Genomic DNA, 19,454 nt, shown 5'->3' with positions numbered 1-19,454 from the left:
GATTTAATTGACGCGTAGAGCGAGCCCGACCATCGCGCTGTTTCCCGAGGCCAGTTTCGGGGCGGCGTTGAATTGCGTCGGCATCGCGCAGGCGCTGCGCGCGAAGGGCGCGCGGCCGGTGTTCATCTGCCATGCCGGCTTCTCCGGCGTCTTTGCCGACTATGGTTTCCAGGAATACCAGCTGCCGACCGAGGAGCCGCTGAGCGACAGCGAGCGCCAGAGCTACTGGCAGGCGTTCGTGCGCCGGCATCTGCCGCATTTCAGGCTGAGCCCGATCGACCAGCTCGAAACCTATGTCGCGCCGACCTGGCAGGCGATCGTCGACACGGCGGTCAATGCCGAGGCGCCGCTGCGCCAATTGCTGGCGCGGCTGAAGCCCGACGCGGTGGTGCTCGACAATGTCATCATGTTCCCAGCGATAGCGGCAGCCGGCTGCCCGTGGGTGCGCGTCGTTTCCTGCGCCGAGACGGAACTTCCGGACAACGCCGTGCCGCCCTATCTGTCGGGCCTCGGCGCTGGCGATCCGCAACGCGCGGCGTTCGAGGCGCGATATCTCGCAGCCTCGGCGCCGGCGCATGACCGCTTCAACCGCTTTCGCGCCGATTGCGGCCTAGCGCCGCTGCCGAAGGGCCTGTTTCTTGAAACCTCACCCGATCTCAATCTGCTCTTGACGCCGGCGATCGTGCGCCGCGAACGCGCCGAGCCGCTCGACCCCGAGCGCTTCGTCTATCTCGAAGGCTGCGTGCGGTCGGAAGGGCCATTCGAGGTGCCGGTTTTCCCGCGCAATGGCGGGCCGCTGGTCTATGTCAGCTTCGGCAGTCTCGGCGCAATGGATGTCGGCCTGATCGAGCGCATGCTTGCCGTATTCGACCGGCTGCCGGCCCGCTTCATCGTCAATGTCGGTGGCCTGCGCGATGCCTACCGCGCGGTGCCCGACAATGTCTACCTCGACGCCTGGTTTCCGCAGCCCTCCGTGGTGGCGAAGTCGGACTTGTTCATCCACCACGGCGGCAACAACAGCTTTTGCGAAGCGCTGCGCTTCGGCGTGCCGTCGCTGATCATGCCCTATTGCTGGGACGGGCACGACAATGCGCAACGCGCCGGCGAAACCGGCGTCGGCGACCATATCGGCCGTGACGGCTGGACCGAAGGGGGATTGGAGAGAGCCATTCTCGGCCTGCTGGCCGATGACGCCATGCGCGCCCGCCTCAGGGACAATGCAGCCGAGATGGCGCTGAAACCCGGAACGGACGTGGCCGCGCAAGCCATTCTCTCCCTGATACGGACTTGAACGAAATGCTCGATAAGAACACGAATACCGCAAACCTCTTCAATGGCAACGACCCCAAGGCCTGGCTTACGCAGCACGGCATCACCGAGATCGAGTGCCTGGTGCCCGACATGAACGGCGTCCTGCGCGGCAAGGCGCTGCCGACCGCCAAATTCCTCAAGGCGCTGGAAGACCGCGCGCTCTACCTGCCGAGCAGCGCCTTCCTGGTCAGCATCGACGGCCGTTATTCCGGCTCGATCGACGAGGGTTTTGCCTATTCGGACCCCGACATGCGCATGGTGCCCGATGTCTCGACGCTGTGCCTGGCGCCGGGCGCAGGGGCGGGGAAGGCCTATGTTTTTGCCGATGCCTTTCATATGGATGGCAGGCCGTGGATGGCTTCGCCGCGTCATGTGCTGCGCGCCGTGCTCGATCTCTATCGCCAGCGCGGCTGGCGCGCGGTGGTCGCACCCGAGCTCGAATACTACCTCACCGCGCCCAGTCCCGATCCGGACAAGCCGCTGACCGCGCCGGTCGGTGCCAATGGCCGCGCCGAGGGTGTGCAGCATCCCTATGACATGGCGGCACTCGAAGAATTCGAGCCGGTGATCCGGCGTATCTATGACTATTCAGCGGCAGCCGGACTGCCGCTCGACACGCTGATCCATGAATCGGGCACGGCGCAGCTCGAAATCAATCTGCTGCATGGCGACGCCCTGCCGCTGGCCGACCAGGTGCTTTTGTTCAAGCGGTTTACGCGCCAGGCCGCGCAGCAATGCGGCATGCATGCGACCTTCATGGCCAAGCCGATCGCGGCCCAGGCGGGCAGCTCGATGCATCTGCACATGTCCGTCGTCGACGAGGCCGGCAACGCGCTTTTCGCCGGCAGCGACGATGCCGACACCGGGATGTTCGGCCATTTCATCGGCGGCCTGCAGAAGTACATTCCCGAAATCATGCCGCTGTTCGCGCCCAACGTGAACTCGTTCCGCCGCATAAGGCCGAACCACAGCGCGCCGGCCAACATCGAGTGGTCGCATGACAACCGCTCCTGCGGCCTGCGCGTGCCGGCAGGTGGGCGCATGGCGCGGCGGGTGGAGAACCGGCTGCCGGGTGCGGATTCCAATCCCTATCTGGCGATCGCCGGTTCGCTGCTTGCCGGCTACCTCGGTGTCGAGCAGAAGCTGGCGCGCTCGGCCGAGGCGTCGGGCAACGCCTACAAGATCAAGAGCACGCTGCCGAAGACCATGGAGGAGGCGCTCGACCGCTTCACCGCCTGCGACCCGGTTCGAGCATTGCTGGGCGAGGACTTCTTCCAGACCTATCTGCGCGTCAAGAGCGTCGAGCTCGACCTGTTCCAGAGCGTGGTGACGAGCTGGGAACGCGACCACCTCTTGCTGAAGGTGTGATCATGGCATCTTCAACGGGTTTCAATTCCGGTCTCGATATCGGCAAATCCTACTATGTCGCCACCGCCAATGCGGCGCCGGACCATCCGGCGCTTGCGGGCGCTGTCGAAGCCGACCTGGTGGTGGTCGGTGGGGGCTGCACCGGGCTGTCCGCCGCCTTGCACGCCGCCGAGCGCGGCCTGAAGGTGGTGCTGCTCGAAGGCGGCAAGATCGGCTGGGGCGCCTCGGGCCGCAATGGCGGCCAGATGATCCCCGGCCTGCGCAAGGGCGCCAAGGGTCTGGTCAAGCTCTACGGACCCGAGCGGGCGAAGGTGCTGTTCGACCTCGCCTTCCAAGCGCGCGGGCTGGTGCTCGACATCATCGAGCGCCATGCCATCGACTGCGACCTCAGGCTGACCGGCCATCTGGTCGGCGCGGTCAATGGCTCCGACCTCAGGGATCTGGAGGAAGAAGCCAAATGCCTCGAGAACGTGATGAAATTCCGCGACGTCGAGATACTTTCGGCGGCGGAAGCGCGGGCCAAGGTCGACACGCCTTATCAGGGCGCGATGTATGAGCCGCTCGGCGGCCACATGCACCCACTCAACTATACGCTCGGGCTTGCCCGCGTGGCTGTCGCGGCCGGCGTCACCATCCACGAGAATTCGGTGGCGGTGAAACTGGAGCGGGAGCCTTCGATCCGGGTTTCGACGGCAAAGGGATCGGTGCGGGCCAGACACGTCGTGCTGGCGGGAGACGCGCTGCTCAACGGGCTGGAGCCGCGCGTCAACAGCCGCATCATGCCGGTCGGCAACTACATCGTCGCCACCGAGCCGCTGGAAGGCGCCCGCAACGTCATCCCGGCCAATGTCGCGGTGTCCGACACACGCTTCGTCGTCAACTACTACCGCATGTCGGCGGACGGTCGCCTGCTGTTCGGCGGCGGCGAGCGCTACACGCCGTCACCGCCGGCCGATATAGCCGGCTTCGTGCGGCCGCACATGGAAGGCACCTTCCCGCAGCTCAAGGGATGCCGCATCGATCATGCCTGGGGCGGGCTGGTGTCGGTGACGACGTCGCGGCTGCCGCATGTCGGGCACTATGGCGAGGTCTATTTCGCGCATGGCTATTCCGGCAAGGGCGTCATCCTGTCGACACTGTCGGGCAAGCTGCTCGCCGAAGCGATCACCGGCGATGCGTCGCGGCTCGACCTGTTCTCGACGCTGACCCCGATGCCGTTCCCGGGCGGCACGGCGCTGCGCGGGCCACTCTATGTGCTGGGGATGTTGTGGTACGCGATGCGGGATCGGATGAAGCATTGAGGGGCTAGACTAACGATCAGAGGCTGGCGGGACCGCGCCCCCCTTTGTCTTGCCGGACATCTCCCCCACGAGGGGGGAGATTGGCAGCTTTGGCGCCCCGCCTTTTCCTTGCAAATGTTAAATTTGGCGAAAGCCGGCGTAGCATCCGATCTCCCCCCAAGTGGGGGAGATGCCCGGCAGGGCAGAGGCGGGCGCTGGCCCGCCGACGTCGGAAGGCTAGCAAGGCCTCTTACACCACAAAAAATTCCTCGATACGCTGCCTGGCATCCAGCAGCGCCGGCAGGATCTCCCGTTCCATCTCCGCGACCGAAAACCGTGCCGACTGTGTAGAGACATTGATCGCCGAGACCGTGCGTCCGGACCTGTCGCGGATCGGCACGGCGATGGAGCGCAGGCCGAGTTCCAGCTCCTCGTCGACGATGGCGAAGCCATCCGTTCCAGCCTTGCCGATGGTGTTCGCCAGCAATGACCTGTCGGTAATCGTCTTCGGCGTCCGGCGTTCGATGGCTGCGTGGCTAAGAAATGCGTCGAGTTCCTCTGGCGTCAGCCCGGCGAGCAGCATCCGGCCCATCGAGGTGCAATAGGCGGGCAGCCTGGTGCCGACATCGAGCGAGACGCTCAGGATACGGCGCCCGGGAATGCGGGCGACATAGACGACATCATCGCCCGACAGGATCGCCGCCGAGCAAGCTTCGTTCAGCTGCGCCGCCACCGCGCGCATGATCGGCGCGGCGAAGCTCCACAGCGAGCCGCCGCCGAGCCAGGTGCGGGCGATGGTCAGCAGGCGTGGCGACAGGGAGAACACACGGCCGGATTGAGTCGCGTAGCCGGTCGCGACCAAGGTCAGCAGGAAGCGGCGGGCGCCGGCGCGAGTCAGGCCGGCTTCCTCGGCCATTTCGGTCAGGGTCATGCCCGCAGGATGCCGGGCCAGGATTTCCATCACGGCAAGACCGCGCCCGAGCGAGCCGACTTGATCACGGGAAACGGCCTCTTCGTCCATCTCATCTCCGGGCGACGTCAGGATTGACTCCGCGTCATAGGGTAGCTTAAAAAGTATCACATATAAAACAAAAGTTCGCAATACGAACTTTTGGAGTTGGAGTCTAGGTGATGGTCAAGTTCCTGTCGCTCAAGCAAGCCGTCGCGGAGAACCTGAACAATGGCGACTCCGTCGCCTTCGAAGGCTTCACCCATCTGATCCCGACAGCTGCCGCGCATGAGGCGATCCGCCAGGGGTTTCGCGACCTGACCCTGATCCGCATGACACCCGATCTGATCTACGACCAGATGATCGGCATGGGCATGGCGAAGAAAATCGTCTTCTCCTATGTAGGCAATCCCGGTGTCGGCCTGCTGCGGCGCGCCCGCGATGCGATCGAGAACGGCTTTCCCCGGTCGATCGAGGTCGAGGAGCACAGCCATGCCGGCATGGCCAACGCCTATGAGGCGGGCGCGGCCGGCCTGCCTTGCGCGGTGTTCCGCGGCTATCGCGGCGCCGGGCTGGCCGCAGTCAATCCGAACATCAAATCGGTCACCTGTCCGTTCACCGGCGAGGTGCTGGCGGCGGTGCCGTCGATCCGGCCCGATGTTACCTTCATCCATGCGCAGAAGGCCGACAAGAAGGGCAATGTGCTGGTCGAAGGCATTATCGGCATCCAGAAGGAGGCGGTGCTGGCGGCCAGACGCGCCGTGGTGACGGTGGAGGAAGTGGTCGACAGTTTCGGCGATTTGCATCCGAACCTGACCGTGCTGCCGCGCTGGACGATCGCGGCGATCTCGGTGGTGCCCGGCGGTTCGCATCCGTCCTATGCGCACGGCTATTATGCGCGCGACAATGCCGCCTATCTCGAATGGGACGAGATTGCCGCCGACCGTGAGAAATTCCAAAAGTGGATGCAGGCCAACGTTATCGAAAGAGCCGCCGACGATTTCGCGGGCCGCGTCGAACATCTGAGGAAAGCGGGATGAGCGACAACCAGAACCCCTTGGGCTTTACATCAAACGAGATGATGACGATCGCGGCCAGCCGGGCCCTGGGGAACGACGACGTCTGCTTCGTCGGCATCGGCGCGCCGTCGGCTGCCTGCAATGTGGCGCGGCTGACGCATGCACCCGACATCACGCTGATCTATGAGAGCGGCACGATCGGCACGGCGCCCGACGTGCTGCCGCTGTCGATCGGCGACGGCGAATTGTGCGAAACCGCGGTCACCACCGTCGCGGTGCCGGAGATGTTCCGCTACTGGTTGCAGGGCGGCCGCATTTCGATCGGCTTTCTCGGCGCGGCGCAACTCGACAAGTTCGGCAACATCAACACCACGGTCATCGGCGACTATTTTCATCCCAAGACCAGGCTGCCGGGTGGCGGCGGCGCGCCGGAGATCGCGACGTCGTCGAAGGAAATCTACATCACCATGGCGCAGACCAAGCGCGGCATGGTCGAAAAGATCGACTTCTTCACCTCGTTCGGCCATGGCGAGGGCGGCGATCATCGCCAGCGGCTGGGCATCGACACCGCTGGCCCGACCTTGCTGATCACCGATCTCGCCATCTGGAAGCCGGACCCGGTCACCAAGGAATTCACCGTTGTCTCGCTGCATCACGGCGTCACCCGCCAGCAGGTGCAGGAAAGCTGTGGCTGGGTGGTTAAGTTCGCCGAGGCGCTTGACGAAACGCCGGCGCCAAGCGAACTCGAACTCGAGACATTGCGTGACCTGCAGGCCCGCACCAAGGCGGCGCATGAGGGGACCGGAAAAGGGAAAGCAGCCTGACATGGCCGAGGCCTATATTTGCGACTATATCCGCACGCCGATCGGCCGCTTCGGCGGTTCGCTGTCCTCGGTACGTACCGATGACCTTGGCGCCATCCCGTTGAAGGCTTTGCTTGAGCGCAATGCCGGGATCGACTGGCAGGCGGTGGACGACGTCATCTACGGCTGCGCCAACCAGGCCGGCGAGGACAACCGCAACGTGGCGCGCATGGCGCTGCTGCTGGCCGGCCTGCCGCAGGATATTCCAGGCTCCACCGTCAACCGGCTGTGCGGCTCGGGCATGGACGCGCTGACCATCGCCGCGCGCGCCATCAAGGCGGGTGAGGCCGAACTGATGATATCAGGCGGCGTCGAGTCCATGAGCCGGGCGCCTTTCGTCATGCCCAAGGCCGACACGGCGTTCTCGCGCAATGCCGAGATTTACGACACCACCATCGGCTGGCGCTTCATCAACCCGCTGATGAAGAAGCAGTACGGCGTCGATTCCATGCCGGAAACCGGCGAGAACGTCGCCGAGGATTTTGCCGTGTCGCGTGCGGACCAGGATGCCTTTGCCGTGCGCAGCCAGGACAAGGCGGTCGCGGCGCAGGCCAATGGGCGGCTGGCGAAGGAAATCACCGAAGTGACCATTGCGCAGCGCAAGGGCGATGCGATCGTGGTGTCGAAGGATGAGCATCCCCGCGCCGGCACCACGGTCGAGGCGCTGGCCAAATTGCCGACGCCGTTCCGGCAGGGCGGCACGGTGACTGCCGGCAATGCGTCCGGCGTCAATGACGGGGCGGCAGCGCTGATCGTCGCTTCCGAGGCCGCTGTGAAGAAGTACGGCCTGACGCCGATCGCCCGCATCCTCGGCGGGGCCGCCGCCGGCGTGGCGCCGCGCATCATGGGCATCGGCCCGGCGCCGGCGACGCAAAAACTCTGCGCGCGGCTTGGCCTGACGCCAAAACAATTCGATGTCATCGAACTCAACGAAGCCTTTGCCTCGCAAGGCATCGCCGTGCTGCGCCAACTCGGCATCGCCGAGGACGCACCGCACGTCAATCCGAATGGCGGCGCCATCGCGCTCGGCCATCCGCTGGGCATGTCGGGCGCCCGCATCTCCGGCACGGCTGCGCTGGAGCTGCGGGAACGCGGCGGCCGCTATGCGCTGGCCACCATGTGCATCGGCGTCGGCCAGGGCATCGCCATCGCGCTCGAACGGGCCTGATCGGAGACTGCAAATTGCCAGGGTTGGCGCCGCCCCTCATCGCCCTGCCGGGCACTTCTCCCCGTATAGTGACGGGGAGAAGGAAGCTGGCGGCAATGCCGGCGCCCTCCTTTGAACGCCGGTGATTGGCGAAACCGGCAATGACGGGCATCCTCTCCCCGTCACTATACGGGCAGAGGATGCCGGCAGGCAGGTGAGGGGCGGCGCCAACCTGAAGCGATTGGCCGCTCTCAAATTTGACCATGTGGACAAAAGTCTAGACCCGTTCCATAGTTCCTCGTCTGACATTCTTAGGGAACGGCCGGCTCGACACGGCTGTCGAACAGAGGGGCACTTCAATGGAAGACCGAAAGAGCAAATCCCATTCGATGCGCGAAGGGCTGTCGCGACGCAACGTGCTGGAGCTGGGCGCGCTGGGTTTCGCTGCGGCGATGCTGCCGGGTGCGGCCTTCGCGGCGGGCAAGAAACTGAAGGTGGCGGCTATCTTCGCCACGCCGATCGAGGAACCCTGGGACAACCAGATCCACGTCGCACTGCAGAAGGCCGAAAAGGAACTCGGCATCGAATACAAATGGTCCGAGAAGGTGCAGACCGCCGACTTCAGCCGCGTCATGCGCGAATATGCGCAGGGCGGGTACCAGCTGGTGCTGGGCGACGCCTTCGCCGCCGAGCGTGAATCGCGCCGCACGGCCAAGCAGTTCCCCAAGACCGCATTTCTGTTCGGCTCAGGCGCGGGGCCGGCCGAACCCAATTTCGGCGTCTTCGACAACTGGATCCACGAGCCTGCTTATCTCTCCGGCATGATCGCCGGCAAGATGTCGAAGTCGGGTACGGTCGGCGCGGTGGCGGCGATGGGCATTCCGGAAGTGAACCGGCTGGTCAATGCCTTCTTCGCTGGCGCCAAGGAGGTCAATCCGAACGTCAAGAAGAAGGTCGCCTTCATCGGTTCCTTCTTCGATCCGCCCAAGGCCAAGGAAGCGGCGGTGGCGCAGATCGACGCCGGCGTCGACGTCATCTATGCGGAACGCTTCGGCGTCATCGAGGCGGCGGTCGAGAAGAAGATCCTCGCCATCTCCAACATGTCCGACCAGTCGAGCCTCGGCCCCGATACGGTCATCACCGGCCCGGTCTGGGACATGTACCCGACGGTCGAGCAAGCGATCAAGCTGGTCAAGGCCGGCGTCTACACGGCGCAGGACTACGGCGATTTCTCGCGCATGGCCAAGGGCGGCTCCTATCTCGCGCCCTTCCACAAGTTCGACAAGACCTTGCCCGCCGAGGTCAAGGATCTGGTCGAGAAGAAGAAGGCCGAGATCCTGGAAGGCAATTTCCGGGTGGATGTCGACGAGAACACGCCGGTTTCGGATTGAGCGCTTCGGCTTAAGGTGGGCGCCAAGCCCCCCTCTCTGCCCTGCCGGGCATCTCCCCCTCAAGGGGGGAGATCGGCAGCTTCCTTGATGGCTTTATTGTGCACGGCCAAAGTTGGCGAAAGCCTGCGTGACATCTGATCTCCCCCTCGAGGGGAGATGGCCGGCAGGCCAGAGGGGGGTGCAGCGCTGCCCTCTGCGGTTAGTCACCGGATCGCAAGTCAGGAGCACCCTTGCCCGCCCCACTCATCGAAATGCGCGGCATCACCAAGAGCTTCGGCGCCGTCAAAGCGAACGAGGCTGTGGATCTCAGCGTGGCGCCAGGAGAAATCCTCGGTTTGCTCGGCGAGAACGGCGCCGGCAAGACCACATTGATGAACGTGCTGTTCGGTGCTTATGCGCCGGATGCCGGCGAGATCCTGATCGAGGGCCGGCCGGCGCGGATCACCAGTTCGGCTGATGCGCTGGCCGCCGGCATCGGCATGGTGCACCAGCATTTCCATCTGGCGCCACGGCTGACAGTGCTGGAAAACCTGCTCATCGGCATTCCCGGCAAGTCGGGGCGGATCGATCGCGCCGGCGGGCTGGCGCGGCTCGCCGAAATCAGCAGCCAGCATGGGCTGACGCTCGACCCCAATCTGCCGGTCTCGGCACTGTCGGTCGGCGAGCAGCAGCGGCTCGAAATCGTCAAGGCGCTGTTTCGCGGCGCCAAGCTCTTGATCCTCGACGAACCGACGGCGGTGCTGGCGCCGAGCGAGGTCGGCGGGCTGTTTTCGGCGTTGCGGTCGATGGCGGCGCAGGGGCTCGGCATCATCTTCATCTCGCACAAGCTCAACGAGGTGCGGGCGCTGACGCATCGCTGCACCGTGCTGCGGCATGGCCGCGTCGCCGGCCGTGTCGATGATCCGGCAAACACGACGTCGGCTGCAATGGCGCAATTGATGTGCGGCCATGAAATCGTGCCGCCGGCGCGTGGGCCATCGACACCGGGCGCCGATGTGCTGATCCTCGACCGCATTTCGACCTCACGGCATTCGGGCACCGCGTTGCGCGATGTGTCGCTTGTGGTGCGTGCTGGCGAGATTCTCGGCATTGCCGGAGTCTCGGGCAATGGCCAGCGAGCGCTGGCGGAGGTGATCTCGGGCGTGCGCGCGCCCGACAACGGCCAAATGACGATAGCCGGCAAACAGGTCGTGCACTTCTCGCCGCGCGAGGTGCAGGCGCTGGGCCTTGGCCGCATCCCGGAAGACCGCATGACGACGGGGCTGGTCACCAATCTGCCACTCGCCGATTCGATGGTGCTGCCGCGCATCGGCACATCAGCCTTCTCCGTCAGGGGGCTGCTCAAGCCGGATGCGATCCGCGCTTTCGCCGAGGCGCAGATCAAGGCCTATGATATCAGATGTCCCGGGCCGATGATGCGGGCCGGCGCGCTGTCCGGCGGCAATCTGCAGAAGGCGCTGCTGGCGCGCGAGCTTGCCTTTGACCCAAAGGTTCTGATCGTCTCACAGCCGACGCGCGGCCTCGACATTGGCGCGGCCCGTTTCATCCACGAGAAATTCCTCGACATGCGCGCCAAGGGCTGCGGCATCGTCGTCATCGGCGAGGATCTGGAGGAACTGATGGTGCTCTGCGACCGCATCGCGGTGATGTATGAGGGCCGCATCGCCGGCACGCTCGACAGCGCCGATGCGAGTGTTGCGCGACTTGGCCTGCTGATGACCGGAGCGGAGGGGAAGGCGTAGCATGGGTTTGCCTCGACGTTTCGCTTGGGAGGTCGGCGCCGCCCCTCACCAGCCTGCCGGCATCCTCTCCCCGTATAGTGACGGGGAGAGGGGCGCTCTCGTCGATGGTTTCGCCAACCATCAAGGTCGCGAAAACAGTCGCCGACGTTGCCGCCAGTCCCCTTCTTCCCGTCACTGTACAGGGAGAAGGTGCCGGCAGGCGGATGAGGGGCGGCGCCAACGTTCCGCGGCTAGCCCAAGAGCGGAGGGCCAAGGCTGATGTTTCGCCTCGAAGTCCGGACCTCCACGCCAGCCTGGTTCAACCTGGCACTGCCGTTGCTGGCGATCGCTGCCACGCTCGTCTTGTGCAGCGGCCTGATCGCGCTGGCCGGGGCTGGTGTGTTCGAATCCTATGGCGTCATGTTCACCGCTTCGCTCGGCGACAGCTATGCCATCACCGAAACGCTGGTGCGCGCCGCACCGATGATCTTCACCGGGCTGGCGGTCGCCGTCGCCTTCCGGGCCAAGTTCTGGAACATCGGCGCCGAGGGGCAATTGCTGGCCGGCGCGGTGGCCAGTTGCTTCGTCGGCGCGATCCCGATGCCGGGGCCACTCGCCATGCTGCTGATGGCAATCGCCGGTGCTGCCGCCGGTGCGGCGGTGGGGCTTGTCCCCGCGGCGCTACGGGTCAAATTCAAGGTCGACGACGTCGTCAGTTCGCTGCTCCTCAACTCGGTCATCTACTACGCGTTGATGGCGCTGATCGAAGGGCCGTGGAAGGATAGCTTCAGCGGCTACCCGATCTCGCCCCCGATCGAGGATTCGGCCAATTTTCCGGTGCTGATCGAAGGCACGCGGCTGCATCTCGGCGTCATCGTGGCGCTGGTCGCGGCGCCGCTGATCTGGTTCCTGATCGTGCGCACGACGCTCGGTTTCCGCATCCGCGTCACCGGTGAAAACCCGGAAGCCGCCAGATATGGCGGCATCCATGTCGAGCGAGTGCTGATCTCGACAGCATTGCTTTCCGGCGCGCTGGCCGGCCTTGCCGGTGTCGGCGAGGTCGGCGGCGTGCACTTCCAGGTGATGAGCGATATTTCGCCGGGCTACGGCTATTCCGGCATCGTCGTCGCCATGCTGGCGCGGCTCAACCCGCTCGGCGTGGTGCCGGCGGCGATCTTCCTTGCCGCCGTGATGACCGGTGCGGAAGCGATGTCGCGCGCGACCGGCGTGCCGGCGTTCCTCAGCGACGTCATCCAGGGCACGGCTCTGCTCGCCATGCTGGTCGCGCTGCTGTTCACCGCCTATCGGATCCGCCGCGTCGGGGTCGCCCGATGAGCGCCGTGCTGGAACAGATTTTTCAGGTCGGCTTTCTCGCCGCCATCATCCGCATCGCCACGCCGCTGGCCTTTGCCACGCTCGGCGAAATGTTCTCCGAACGGGCCGGCGTGCTCAATCTCGGCATTGAAGGCATCATGCTGCTATGCGCCATGACCGGCTTCACGGCCACCAGCCTCAGTGGCAGCCTGTGGCTTGGCGTGCTGGTGGCGGTGCTGACCGGCATGCTGATGGGCGCGCTGCATGCGCTGTTCACGGTGGCGCTCGGCCTCAGCCAGCATGTCTGCGGCATCGGCGTGACGCTGTTCTCATCGGGGCTTGCCTATTTCCTCTACCGGCTGATCTTCGGCCAGCAATCGGTGCCGCCAAGCATCAAGGGTTTTCAGACGCTGCCGATCCCGGTTCTGTCCGATATTCCGGTGCTCGGGCCGGCGGTGTTCAACCAGTTCGCGCTGGTCTACATGGCGATCCTGGCCATCCCGCTCGCTGCCTTCGTGCTCTACCGCACGCCATGGGGCCTGTCGGTGCGCATGGTCGGCGAGAACCCGCGTGCCGCCGATTCCGCCGGCGTCAGCGTCATTGCCACGCGCTTCCAGGCCGTCATCCTTGGCGGTGCACTGATGGGGCTCGCCGGCGCCTTCCTGTCGATGGCGCAGTTCAACGCCTTCACCTTCGGCGTGGTGTCCGGACGCGGCTGGGTGGCGATCGCGCTGGTCGTGTTCGGCCGCTGGGATCCGTGGCGCTCGGCGGGTGCGGCGCTGCTGTTTGCCTTCGTCGATGCGCTCCAGCTGCGCATGCAAGCGAGCGGGCTCGGGCATATCCCTTACGAGGCGTTCCTGATGCTGCCCTTCATCTTTACGATTGTCGCCATGGCGGTGATGTCGCGCAACGCGGTGGCACCCTCGGCGCTGCTGAAGCCGTTTCGACGAGAGGAGCGGTAGGCAAGAGCCTTCCTGCATCGCGCTAGGGATGCCGCCACGCTGTGTGCGTCGATCGCTTGGATCTATCTTCACAGCAACTTCACACCAATTTTTGGCGATCAATGAGAAAAAAATTCTGCGAATAATCGAAAAATAGCAATCGACAAAGTCTACAAGTTTTATAGATTAACCAGCGAGACGGAGGTCGATATGTCCTATATCCAGAACGCCCAGACCGACAGCAGCGGCCAGAGGCTGGCCAATGCCCAGGGCTTTCGCCCGGCCTATGCCGGCGCTTTCGCCTATCTCGTCTTTGCCCTTGCGTTCGTGTTCACCGGGGCAGTCGTTCTGGGCCTCATTCCCTAAGGCACCGGATCGGCAGGGGCTGTTGCCCCACAGCTTTCAGGCAATCGGAGTTGAATGAACCGGATCCCGGAGCGCTTTGGCGCGCCTGAGGGTTCGCATTTCACAGCATCAGTGATTCCAGTGATGGAGGAGATGACAATGCCGATCGAATTCACGCATGTTCCCGGCAAGACCGCCGATGCGACGGTTCCCTTTTTCTATGACTTCGCAGAGACCGCGACCAAACTCGGGCTGATCGAGGACGGGGGTTTCCAGAAGATCGTCGTCGACGATTCGGCCGGGCTGCTGACCAACATGGATCTTGCCGCCCAGGTGCTCGACCGCACTGCTTCGCTGGAAGTGGTGCTCACCCATTGGGCCGGCGTGATCGAACCGACGGTGGCTGCCCGCCAGTTGGCGTCCATCGACAGGGGGAGCGGCGGACGGCTGGCCCTCAGGATGATCAGCGACGACGATGCCGAGACACGGCCGGTCGGACGTGGCGTCGTCTGGCAGCGGATCGACGAATATCTGGTGCTGTTGAAGCGGCTGTGGTCGAACGACCGGCCCTTCGACCACGAAGGTGCGTTCTACAGCATCAAGGGTGGTTATATCGAGCGCAAGGGTCCGCATGGCGCCGACCTCGTGATCCGTATGGGCGGGCAATCCGGAACTGCGCTGAAGGTGGCAGGCCGGCATGCCGATGTCTTCGAACTGGCGCCGGGTCCGATCGACGATATCAGGCAATTGATGGAGCGGGCGCGTCGCGCCGCGGCCGAACATGGCCGCGCCGGCAAACTGCGCTTCGCGCTTCCGGTCAGGATCCACCAAGGTGTTTCCGTCGCCGGCCAAAAGACGGTCGACCTCTCCGGGCCTCCGGCCCAGGTCGCGCTGTCGCTGCTTGCCTATGCGGCTCTCGGCATCGATGAGTTCATGGTCATCGGCGTCGACACGCCACACGAGATCGCGACGGCTGGCCGGGAAACCATTGCGTTGCTGCGCAACTCCCTGGCGCGCCGGGAGGCTAGCGAATTCCACCACGGAGCTTATGCGCCTGGCGCAGGGCTGGAGACGCGAGCAGCGGGCTGAGGTCCATCAATCTTCTGTTGCTTGGTGTCTGCCGGCAAGCCGCGACAGCCCTTCGATGACGGCGTCCGAATCGGCCAGCACGCCGAAGACGCCATCCTCGACCGTCACCATGTGCAACGCCGCTTCATGCGCCTTTTGATCACCGCTGGCGCAGGCGTCCGAAATGGTCAGGCATTGGAAATTGCGGTCACAGGCCTCGCGCAGCGTGGTGTGAACGCAAACATCCGTCGTGCATCCGGAAAAAATCAGATGCGTGATACCTCGAGCGCGCAGCACGAGCTCGAAATCCGTATAGGTGAAGGCGCTGTTGCAGGTCTTGTCGACGATGATGTCGTGCGCTGCGACATCGATCTCCGGAACGATCTGGAATCCCGCGCCCGAGCGCAACAGGACGTCGGTGCCGTCGAGACCGGCGCGCTTGCGGCGCCATTTCTCATAGGGCGTCATGTCGGCCATGTCGGCGCGGTAACCCTGCCTGGTGTGGACGATGGTGAGCCCGGCCCTGCGCGCGGCCGCGATCAGGCGGTTCACCGTGGGCAGGATCGCCCGCAGCGGCGAGGGGTCATACCCCTTCCTGGCGAAATAGCCCGATGTCGACAGGAAATCCTGTTGCAGGTCGATGACGATCAACGCGGTGTTTTCGGCCACCAGCCTGCCATCATAAGGGTAGTCGAAGGGTATTGCCTTGATCATCCGGAGCTCCTTGCGGCCGGATCATTCTAGCGAGTTCGCACCGATGCCGCGACACCGGATGTCCGGCATTCGCCAGGGCGGATCGGGCGAATGACCGCCCGTAACCGGCAACATGCCACGACGCTTCAGGTTTTTGGCCGGCACATCTCCGAGATTTGTTGAGCGGCGTTGTCATCTTCAATGTTGACTAGTAAGTTCATGTTTTATAGTCAACCCGGGCGCCTGCCTGCCGTAGCCAGGATTGGAAAACGGTAGCCACGCTGGAGAAACGCCATGGCCGGGGCCGAAGCCGATACCCAGACCGCATTCTGGCCGCCGTGAGAGCAAGGAAGAAGCTCGTGTCGAGACATGGTTCGTTGGCGGCGTTGGTCGCATCGGTGATCCTGGCGGCGACCGGCGCGGTGGCCCAGGAGCAACCGGCCGACGCTGCAGCAGTAGTCGGGGCTCCTGCCGCGCCGGCAGAAGCGGCACAAGCTGCTCCAGCTGTACCGGCACCCGCCCCACCGGCGGCTGAAGTACCAGCGATGCCTGCGCAGCCGCAGCCGGCGGGGACGGGCCTTGCGGGGACGATGGAGCTGAACCTGCCGCACGACCTGTCGCCATGGGGCATGTTCATGGCCGCCGACATCATCGTGAAGGCGGTGATGATCGGATTGGCGTTCGCGTCGCTCGTCACCTGGACGATATGGCTGGCCAAGTCGCTGGAAATTTTCGCCGGCAAGCTGCGTGTCCGCCATGCCGTCCGCGCGATCGGCGATGCCGCGACGTTGAAGCAGGCGAGCCGCGCGCTCGACCGCAGTGGCGGCCCCGGCGCGCTCCTGGTGCGGGCCGCCGAGGAAGAGACCGCGCTTTCGGCCGGCGCGCTCGACCATGTCGGCGGGGAGGGACTGAAGGAACGGGTCGCCTCGCGCCTGTCGCGCATCGAGGCGGCGGCGTCGCGGCGCATGTCGCGCGGCGCCGGCCTGCTGGCGACGATCGGGTCCACGGCGCCTTTCGTCGGCCTGTTCGGCACAGTCTGGGGCATCATGAACGCCTTCATCGGCATTTCGCAGGCGCAGACCACCAATCTCGCCGTGGTGGCGCCGGGCATCGCCGAGGCGTTGCTGGCCACCGCGATGGGGCTGGTCGCGGCAATTCCGGCGGTGGTGATTTACAACGTCTTTGCCCGCTCGATAGCCGGCTACCGGCAGACACTGGCCGACGCCTCGGCGGGCGTCGAACGGCTGGTCAGCCGCGACCTCGATTTCCGCGCGATAGCACCCGCGGCGGTGCTGGCGGCAGAGTAGAGGGGGCGGTGTCGTGGGAAGCAGGCTTCGACAGACCATGGACGACGATCTCGAGGAGGGCCACGAGATCAATGTCACGCCGTTCATCGATGTCATCCTGGTGCTGTTGATCATCTTCATGGTCGCAGCGCCGCTGGCGACGGTGGATGTCAATGTCGACCTGCCCGGCTCGACCGCGATGCCGGCGCCGCGGCCAGAAACGCCGATCTTCCTGACATTGAAGGATGATCTCACGCTCGCGATCGGCAACGACACCGTGCCGCGGCCGGCTTTTGCCGCCACGCTCGACAGCCGCACCAAGGGCGACAAGCAGACGCGAATCTTCCTGCGCGCCGACAAGGCGGTGGCCTATGGCGACCTGATGGAGACGATGAACCTGCTGCGTGCCGCCGGCTATCTGAAGGTCGCCCTGGTCGGCCTGGAGGCGGCGCCCGCCGGTGATGCCGCCGCACCGGTGCCAGGCGGAACGGCTGCCCCATGACACGATCGGCCGCCTCGCCCACGATGGGGCTGTCGCGCTTCGGCTGGCGCGACCTTGCCCTATGGGCATGTGCGGCCGTGCTGATGCTTGGGGCGCATGTCGCCGTCGCTTATGCCGTGCAGAATTTCAGTCCAGTCGAACCGTCGGATAGCGGGCCGCCGCCGGCGCCGGTGATCGAAATGGCGCCGATGATGATGACGCCGGCGGCACCCGAACAGGCGGCGATGCTCGATGCGGCGATTCCCGACCAGACCGAGCCGGTCGAGGAGACGGAGAAGACCGCCGAGCCCGACAAGGTAGTCGAGCAAGCCGAACGTGCCGCCGAGCCGGAGACGGTGCCGCCGGACGAACCCATGGAGATGATGGAGGTCGAACCGGTCGTCCAGCCGCCCTTGGACGAGGTCGTCCCCGATATTGTCGAGGCGGTCGCGCCGGAGGTTGTCGTCCCGATGCCGCGGTCAAAGCCGGCCGAAAGACGCAAGGACAAGAAGCCTGCCGAAGCCAAGGTCAAAAGGCCTGCCGACAAGCTCAAGCCAAGGCCGAAGAAGGAAAAGGCCGAACCACTGAAGACGGCAAGTGCCGCGAGCGCCGAAGCCAGGCCCGCCGCCAAGGCAGCGGCGCCGAGTTCGGCGGCCGGGTTTTCGGGTGTCAGCCCGGCCAAATGGGAATCGCGGCTGACGGCATGGATCAATCGCCATAAGCGCTACCCGAGTGCCGCGAAATCCCGTCGCGCGCAAGGCAATGTGAATGTGACTTTCACCATGGACCCGTCCGGCCGGGTGCTGTCGGCGCGGGTCGTGCGTTCGTCCGGTGATGCCGAGCTCGACCGCGCAGCGCTCGCGGTGCTACAGGGCGCCACCGTACCGGCGCCGCCGCCGGAACTCGGCTCGCGCGTCAGCCGTACGGCGCCGTTCGTGTTCAGTCTACAGGACTAGCGCCGCCCCGTCGCGCTACGCTGTTCTTGGTTGAGCGTGGTTGTCTTTCGCGTGTGCCTTGGGATGCATCGGGTTGCCGCTGAGCTGCGCATGTCTGGCCGGGCGTGCGCCGCGCAAGACATCGAAGGCCTCGGCATAGGCCATGCCGAGCAGATAGGAGATCATGGGAAAACGGCTTGCTTCGGCCATCTGCACCAGTTCGTTGGTCATCGTCGCGATATATTGCAGACTATCGAGCTCTGACTGACGTAGTGACTGATTTGACACCTGCTGCTCCTGTCATCGGATGGAACTCTAGGAATGCGTATGGGCTACACTGGACATGTCGAGTCGGCCAATTGATGGTCGAGCCCGCCGAATGCGGGCCAAGTTCGTACCCGCGAGTAGAAAGGTAAGGTCCGGAGAGTTAATGATTTGTTAAAATTGTAGTAAATCAAATATGATCTAAAATATCTTTCCTGGCTGTAAAGTCTAAAAAAATCGATTTTACTCAGATATGGAGTAGGCAATCGCTAGCATACGCTTTTTCGGGATATTCTTGTTCTTATTTAGCGTAAGCAAGTTGCTAATCCAGCCCGTCCCGGGCAAGGCTGACGACGAGCTGATCGACGCCGGGATCATCGAGCCTGACGACATGCGCCATGCGGATCGCATGCCTGGGCGGGATATTGGACATGTCCTGCCGCATGATGACCGACACGAATGCCGGCCCGGTTTCGGTCAGAAGCATGGCCTTGCCTCTCAGCACCGGTTCGGAGATAGGCGCCCATTGCACCGAGATCAGCGATGGCTCGCCTGTCTGGCGGCGGTTGACGCCGCTGAAATAGATCCAGTTGAGGCGCGAGATCGCCACGCCATAATGGTTGCCGCGCGCCCGCGCCCATGTCGAGCCGCGGCGCTCCGACCATCCGGTGACCCAGCGGAATGTGACCAGTTCGGCCTCGCGACGCACGAAGGTCACTGACCGCATCAGGAGGTCGGCGCGGGTCGGGATCGAAAAATAGGTGAAATAGGTGCCGCCCGCGATCGACGGGGCGGGCGGGCGGATCATCTGGGTGAACAGGCTTTCGGAGATCGGCGGCAGGCCGGGAGCCGTGGGCTCGGGGGTGCCGGGGTCCCGGTACAGTTCGGCCTCGTCGATTCGGAAGTAGTCGCAGATCAGCTTGGCGGTGGCCTTGTTGGGGACGGTCTGCCCCTGCAGATAACGCTCGAACTGCGTGCGGTTGATGCCCAGTTCGCGGCACACCGCGCTGACGGAAGCATGGTCCTTGCAGAGCCGCCTGAGATTTGCAGCGAGATTGTCGCGAATGGACACTTTTTT

General features: G+C 64.5%; 19 protein-coding genes. 15 read left to right on the top strand and 4 right to left on the bottom strand.

From position 1 onward, the window contains the following. Nucleotides 1–7 precede the first annotated feature (7 nt). The 3 genes from EN824_RS24230 to EN824_RS24220 are packed head-to-tail and all read left to right on the top strand — an operon-like array spanning nt 8 to nt 3,980. Entirely contained in the window at nt 8–1,291 is a 1,284-nt protein-coding gene (locus EN824_RS24230; protein WP_135916592.1) for a glycosyltransferase, read from the top strand. 5 nt (nt 1,292–1,296) lie between these two features. Continuing rightward, the gene (locus EN824_RS24225) at nt 1,297–2,679 is read left to right on the top strand and encodes a glutamine synthetase family protein (RefSeq protein ID WP_135932775.1); all 1,383 of its coding nucleotides are present in this window, start codon (nt 1,297–1,299) and stop codon (nt 2,677–2,679) included. Nucleotides 2,680–2,681: 2 nt separating this feature from the next. Beyond that, nucleotides 2,682–3,980, top strand: a complete 1,299-nt coding sequence (locus EN824_RS24220; RefSeq protein ID WP_189522218.1) for an FAD-binding oxidoreductase — start codon at nt 2,682–2,684, stop codon at nt 3,978–3,980. Nucleotides 3,981–4,209: 229 nt separating this feature from the next. On the opposite strand, the gene EN824_RS24210 is transcribed toward EN824_RS24220, so the two are convergent. Then, nucleotides 4,210–4,980: an IclR family transcriptional regulator C-terminal domain-containing protein gene (locus tag EN824_RS24210; protein WP_135932774.1), complete on the bottom strand. Its 771-nt coding sequence runs from the start codon at nt 4,978–4,980 to the stop codon at nt 4,210–4,212. 110 nt (nt 4,981–5,090) lie between these two features. Between EN824_RS24210 and EN824_RS24205 the strand changes: the two genes are divergently transcribed. The 9 genes from EN824_RS24205 (at nt 5,091) to EN824_RS24150 (ending at nt 14,738) form a co-directional block, all read left to right on the top strand. After that, complete coding sequence (locus EN824_RS24205; RefSeq protein ID WP_135932773.1) at nt 5,091–5,948, top strand: CoA transferase subunit A; 858 nt, start codon at nt 5,091–5,093, stop codon at nt 5,946–5,948. Beyond that, nucleotides 5,945–6,751, top strand: a complete 807-nt coding sequence (locus EN824_RS24200) for a CoA-transferase subunit beta (protein ID WP_135932772.1) — start codon at nt 5,945–5,947, stop codon at nt 6,749–6,751. The genes EN824_RS24205 and EN824_RS24200 overlap by 4 nt, the downstream gene beginning before the upstream one ends. Before the next feature lies 1 nt (nt 6,752). Beyond that, a complete protein-coding gene (pcaF, locus tag EN824_RS24195) occupies nt 6,753–7,958 on the top strand; it encodes a 3-oxoadipyl-CoA thiolase (RefSeq protein WP_135932771.1) in 1,206 nt (401 codons plus the stop codon). Nucleotides 7,959–8,296: 338 nt separating this feature from the next. Beyond that, nucleotides 8,297–9,328, top strand: coding sequence for a BMP family protein (locus tag EN824_RS24185; protein ID WP_135932770.1), 1,032 nt, complete (start codon nt 8,297–8,299; stop codon nt 9,326–9,328). Between the two features lie 230 nt (nt 9,329–9,558). Next, on the top strand, nt 9,559–11,070 hold the full coding sequence (locus tag EN824_RS24175) for an ABC transporter ATP-binding protein (RefSeq protein WP_135932769.1): 1,512 nt from the start codon (nt 9,559–9,561) through the stop codon (nt 11,068–11,070). Between the two features lie 258 nt (nt 11,071–11,328). Continuing rightward, nucleotides 11,329–12,384, top strand: coding sequence for an ABC transporter permease (locus EN824_RS24165; RefSeq protein WP_135932768.1), 1,056 nt, complete (start codon nt 11,329–11,331; stop codon nt 12,382–12,384). Next, a complete protein-coding gene (locus tag EN824_RS24160) occupies nt 12,381–13,325 on the top strand; it encodes an ABC transporter permease (protein WP_135863337.1) in 945 nt (314 codons plus the stop codon). Before EN824_RS24165 ends, EN824_RS24160 begins: the two co-directional genes overlap by 4 nt. Before the next feature lie 189 nt (nt 13,326–13,514). Then, nucleotides 13,515–13,670: a hypothetical protein gene (locus EN824_RS24155; protein WP_127279725.1), complete on the top strand. Its 156-nt coding sequence runs from the start codon at nt 13,515–13,517 to the stop codon at nt 13,668–13,670. Nucleotides 13,671–13,808: 138 nt separating this feature from the next. Further along, nucleotides 13,809–14,738 (top strand): LLM class flavin-dependent oxidoreductase, encoded by a 930-nt coding sequence (locus EN824_RS24150; protein ID WP_135932767.1) that lies wholly within the window; start codon nt 13,809–13,811, stop codon nt 14,736–14,738. A 6-nt stretch (nt 14,739–14,744) separates the two neighbouring features. Here EN824_RS24150 and EN824_RS24145 read toward each other — a convergent pair whose 3' ends face one another. Beyond that, nucleotides 14,745–15,431: an isochorismatase family cysteine hydrolase gene (locus EN824_RS24145; protein WP_135932766.1), complete on the bottom strand. Its 687-nt coding sequence runs from the start codon at nt 15,429–15,431 to the stop codon at nt 14,745–14,747. Nucleotides 15,432–15,769: 338 nt separating this feature from the next. Here EN824_RS24145 and exbB point away from each other — a divergent pair, with 338 nt between their 5' ends. Genes exbB through EN824_RS24130 form a run of 3 tightly spaced genes read left to right on the top strand, consistent with a single transcriptional unit; the run spans nt 15,770 to nt 18,133 of the window. Next, nucleotides 15,770–16,717, top strand: coding sequence for a tonB-system energizer ExbB (exbB, locus tag EN824_RS24140; protein ID WP_135932765.1), 948 nt, complete (start codon nt 15,770–15,772; stop codon nt 16,715–16,717). Nucleotides 16,718–16,730: 13 nt separating this feature from the next. Further along, a complete protein-coding gene (gene exbD, locus EN824_RS24135) occupies nt 16,731–17,198 on the top strand; it encodes a TonB system transport protein ExbD (protein ID WP_135932764.1) in 468 nt (155 codons plus the stop codon). Then, a complete protein-coding gene (locus EN824_RS24130) occupies nt 17,195–18,133 on the top strand; it encodes an energy transducer TonB (protein WP_135932763.1) in 939 nt (312 codons plus the stop codon). Before exbD ends, EN824_RS24130 begins: the two co-directional genes overlap by 4 nt. 15 nt (nt 18,134–18,148) lie before the next feature. Here EN824_RS24130 and EN824_RS24125 read toward each other — a convergent pair whose 3' ends face one another. Together EN824_RS24125 and EN824_RS24120 are read right to left on the bottom strand one after the other, a co-directional pair. Then, on the bottom strand, nt 18,149–18,400 hold the full coding sequence (locus EN824_RS24125; RefSeq protein ID WP_127277088.1) for a hypothetical protein: 252 nt from the start codon (nt 18,398–18,400) through the stop codon (nt 18,149–18,151). Between the two features lie 298 nt (nt 18,401–18,698). Next, nucleotides 18,699–19,448: a helix-turn-helix transcriptional regulator gene (locus tag EN824_RS24120; RefSeq protein WP_127277086.1), complete on the bottom strand. Its 750-nt coding sequence runs from the start codon at nt 19,446–19,448 to the stop codon at nt 18,699–18,701. Nucleotides 19,449–19,454: the final 6 nt, after the last annotated feature.

This window comes from Mesorhizobium sp. M8A.F.Ca.ET.181.01.1.1 (genome assembly GCF_004792025.1).
Lineage (GTDB): Bacteria > Pseudomonadota > Alphaproteobacteria > Rhizobiales > Rhizobiaceae > Mesorhizobium.
The sequence above is the reverse complement of the archived record's forward strand: the minus strand, read 5'-3'. Positions and strand labels throughout refer to the sequence as shown.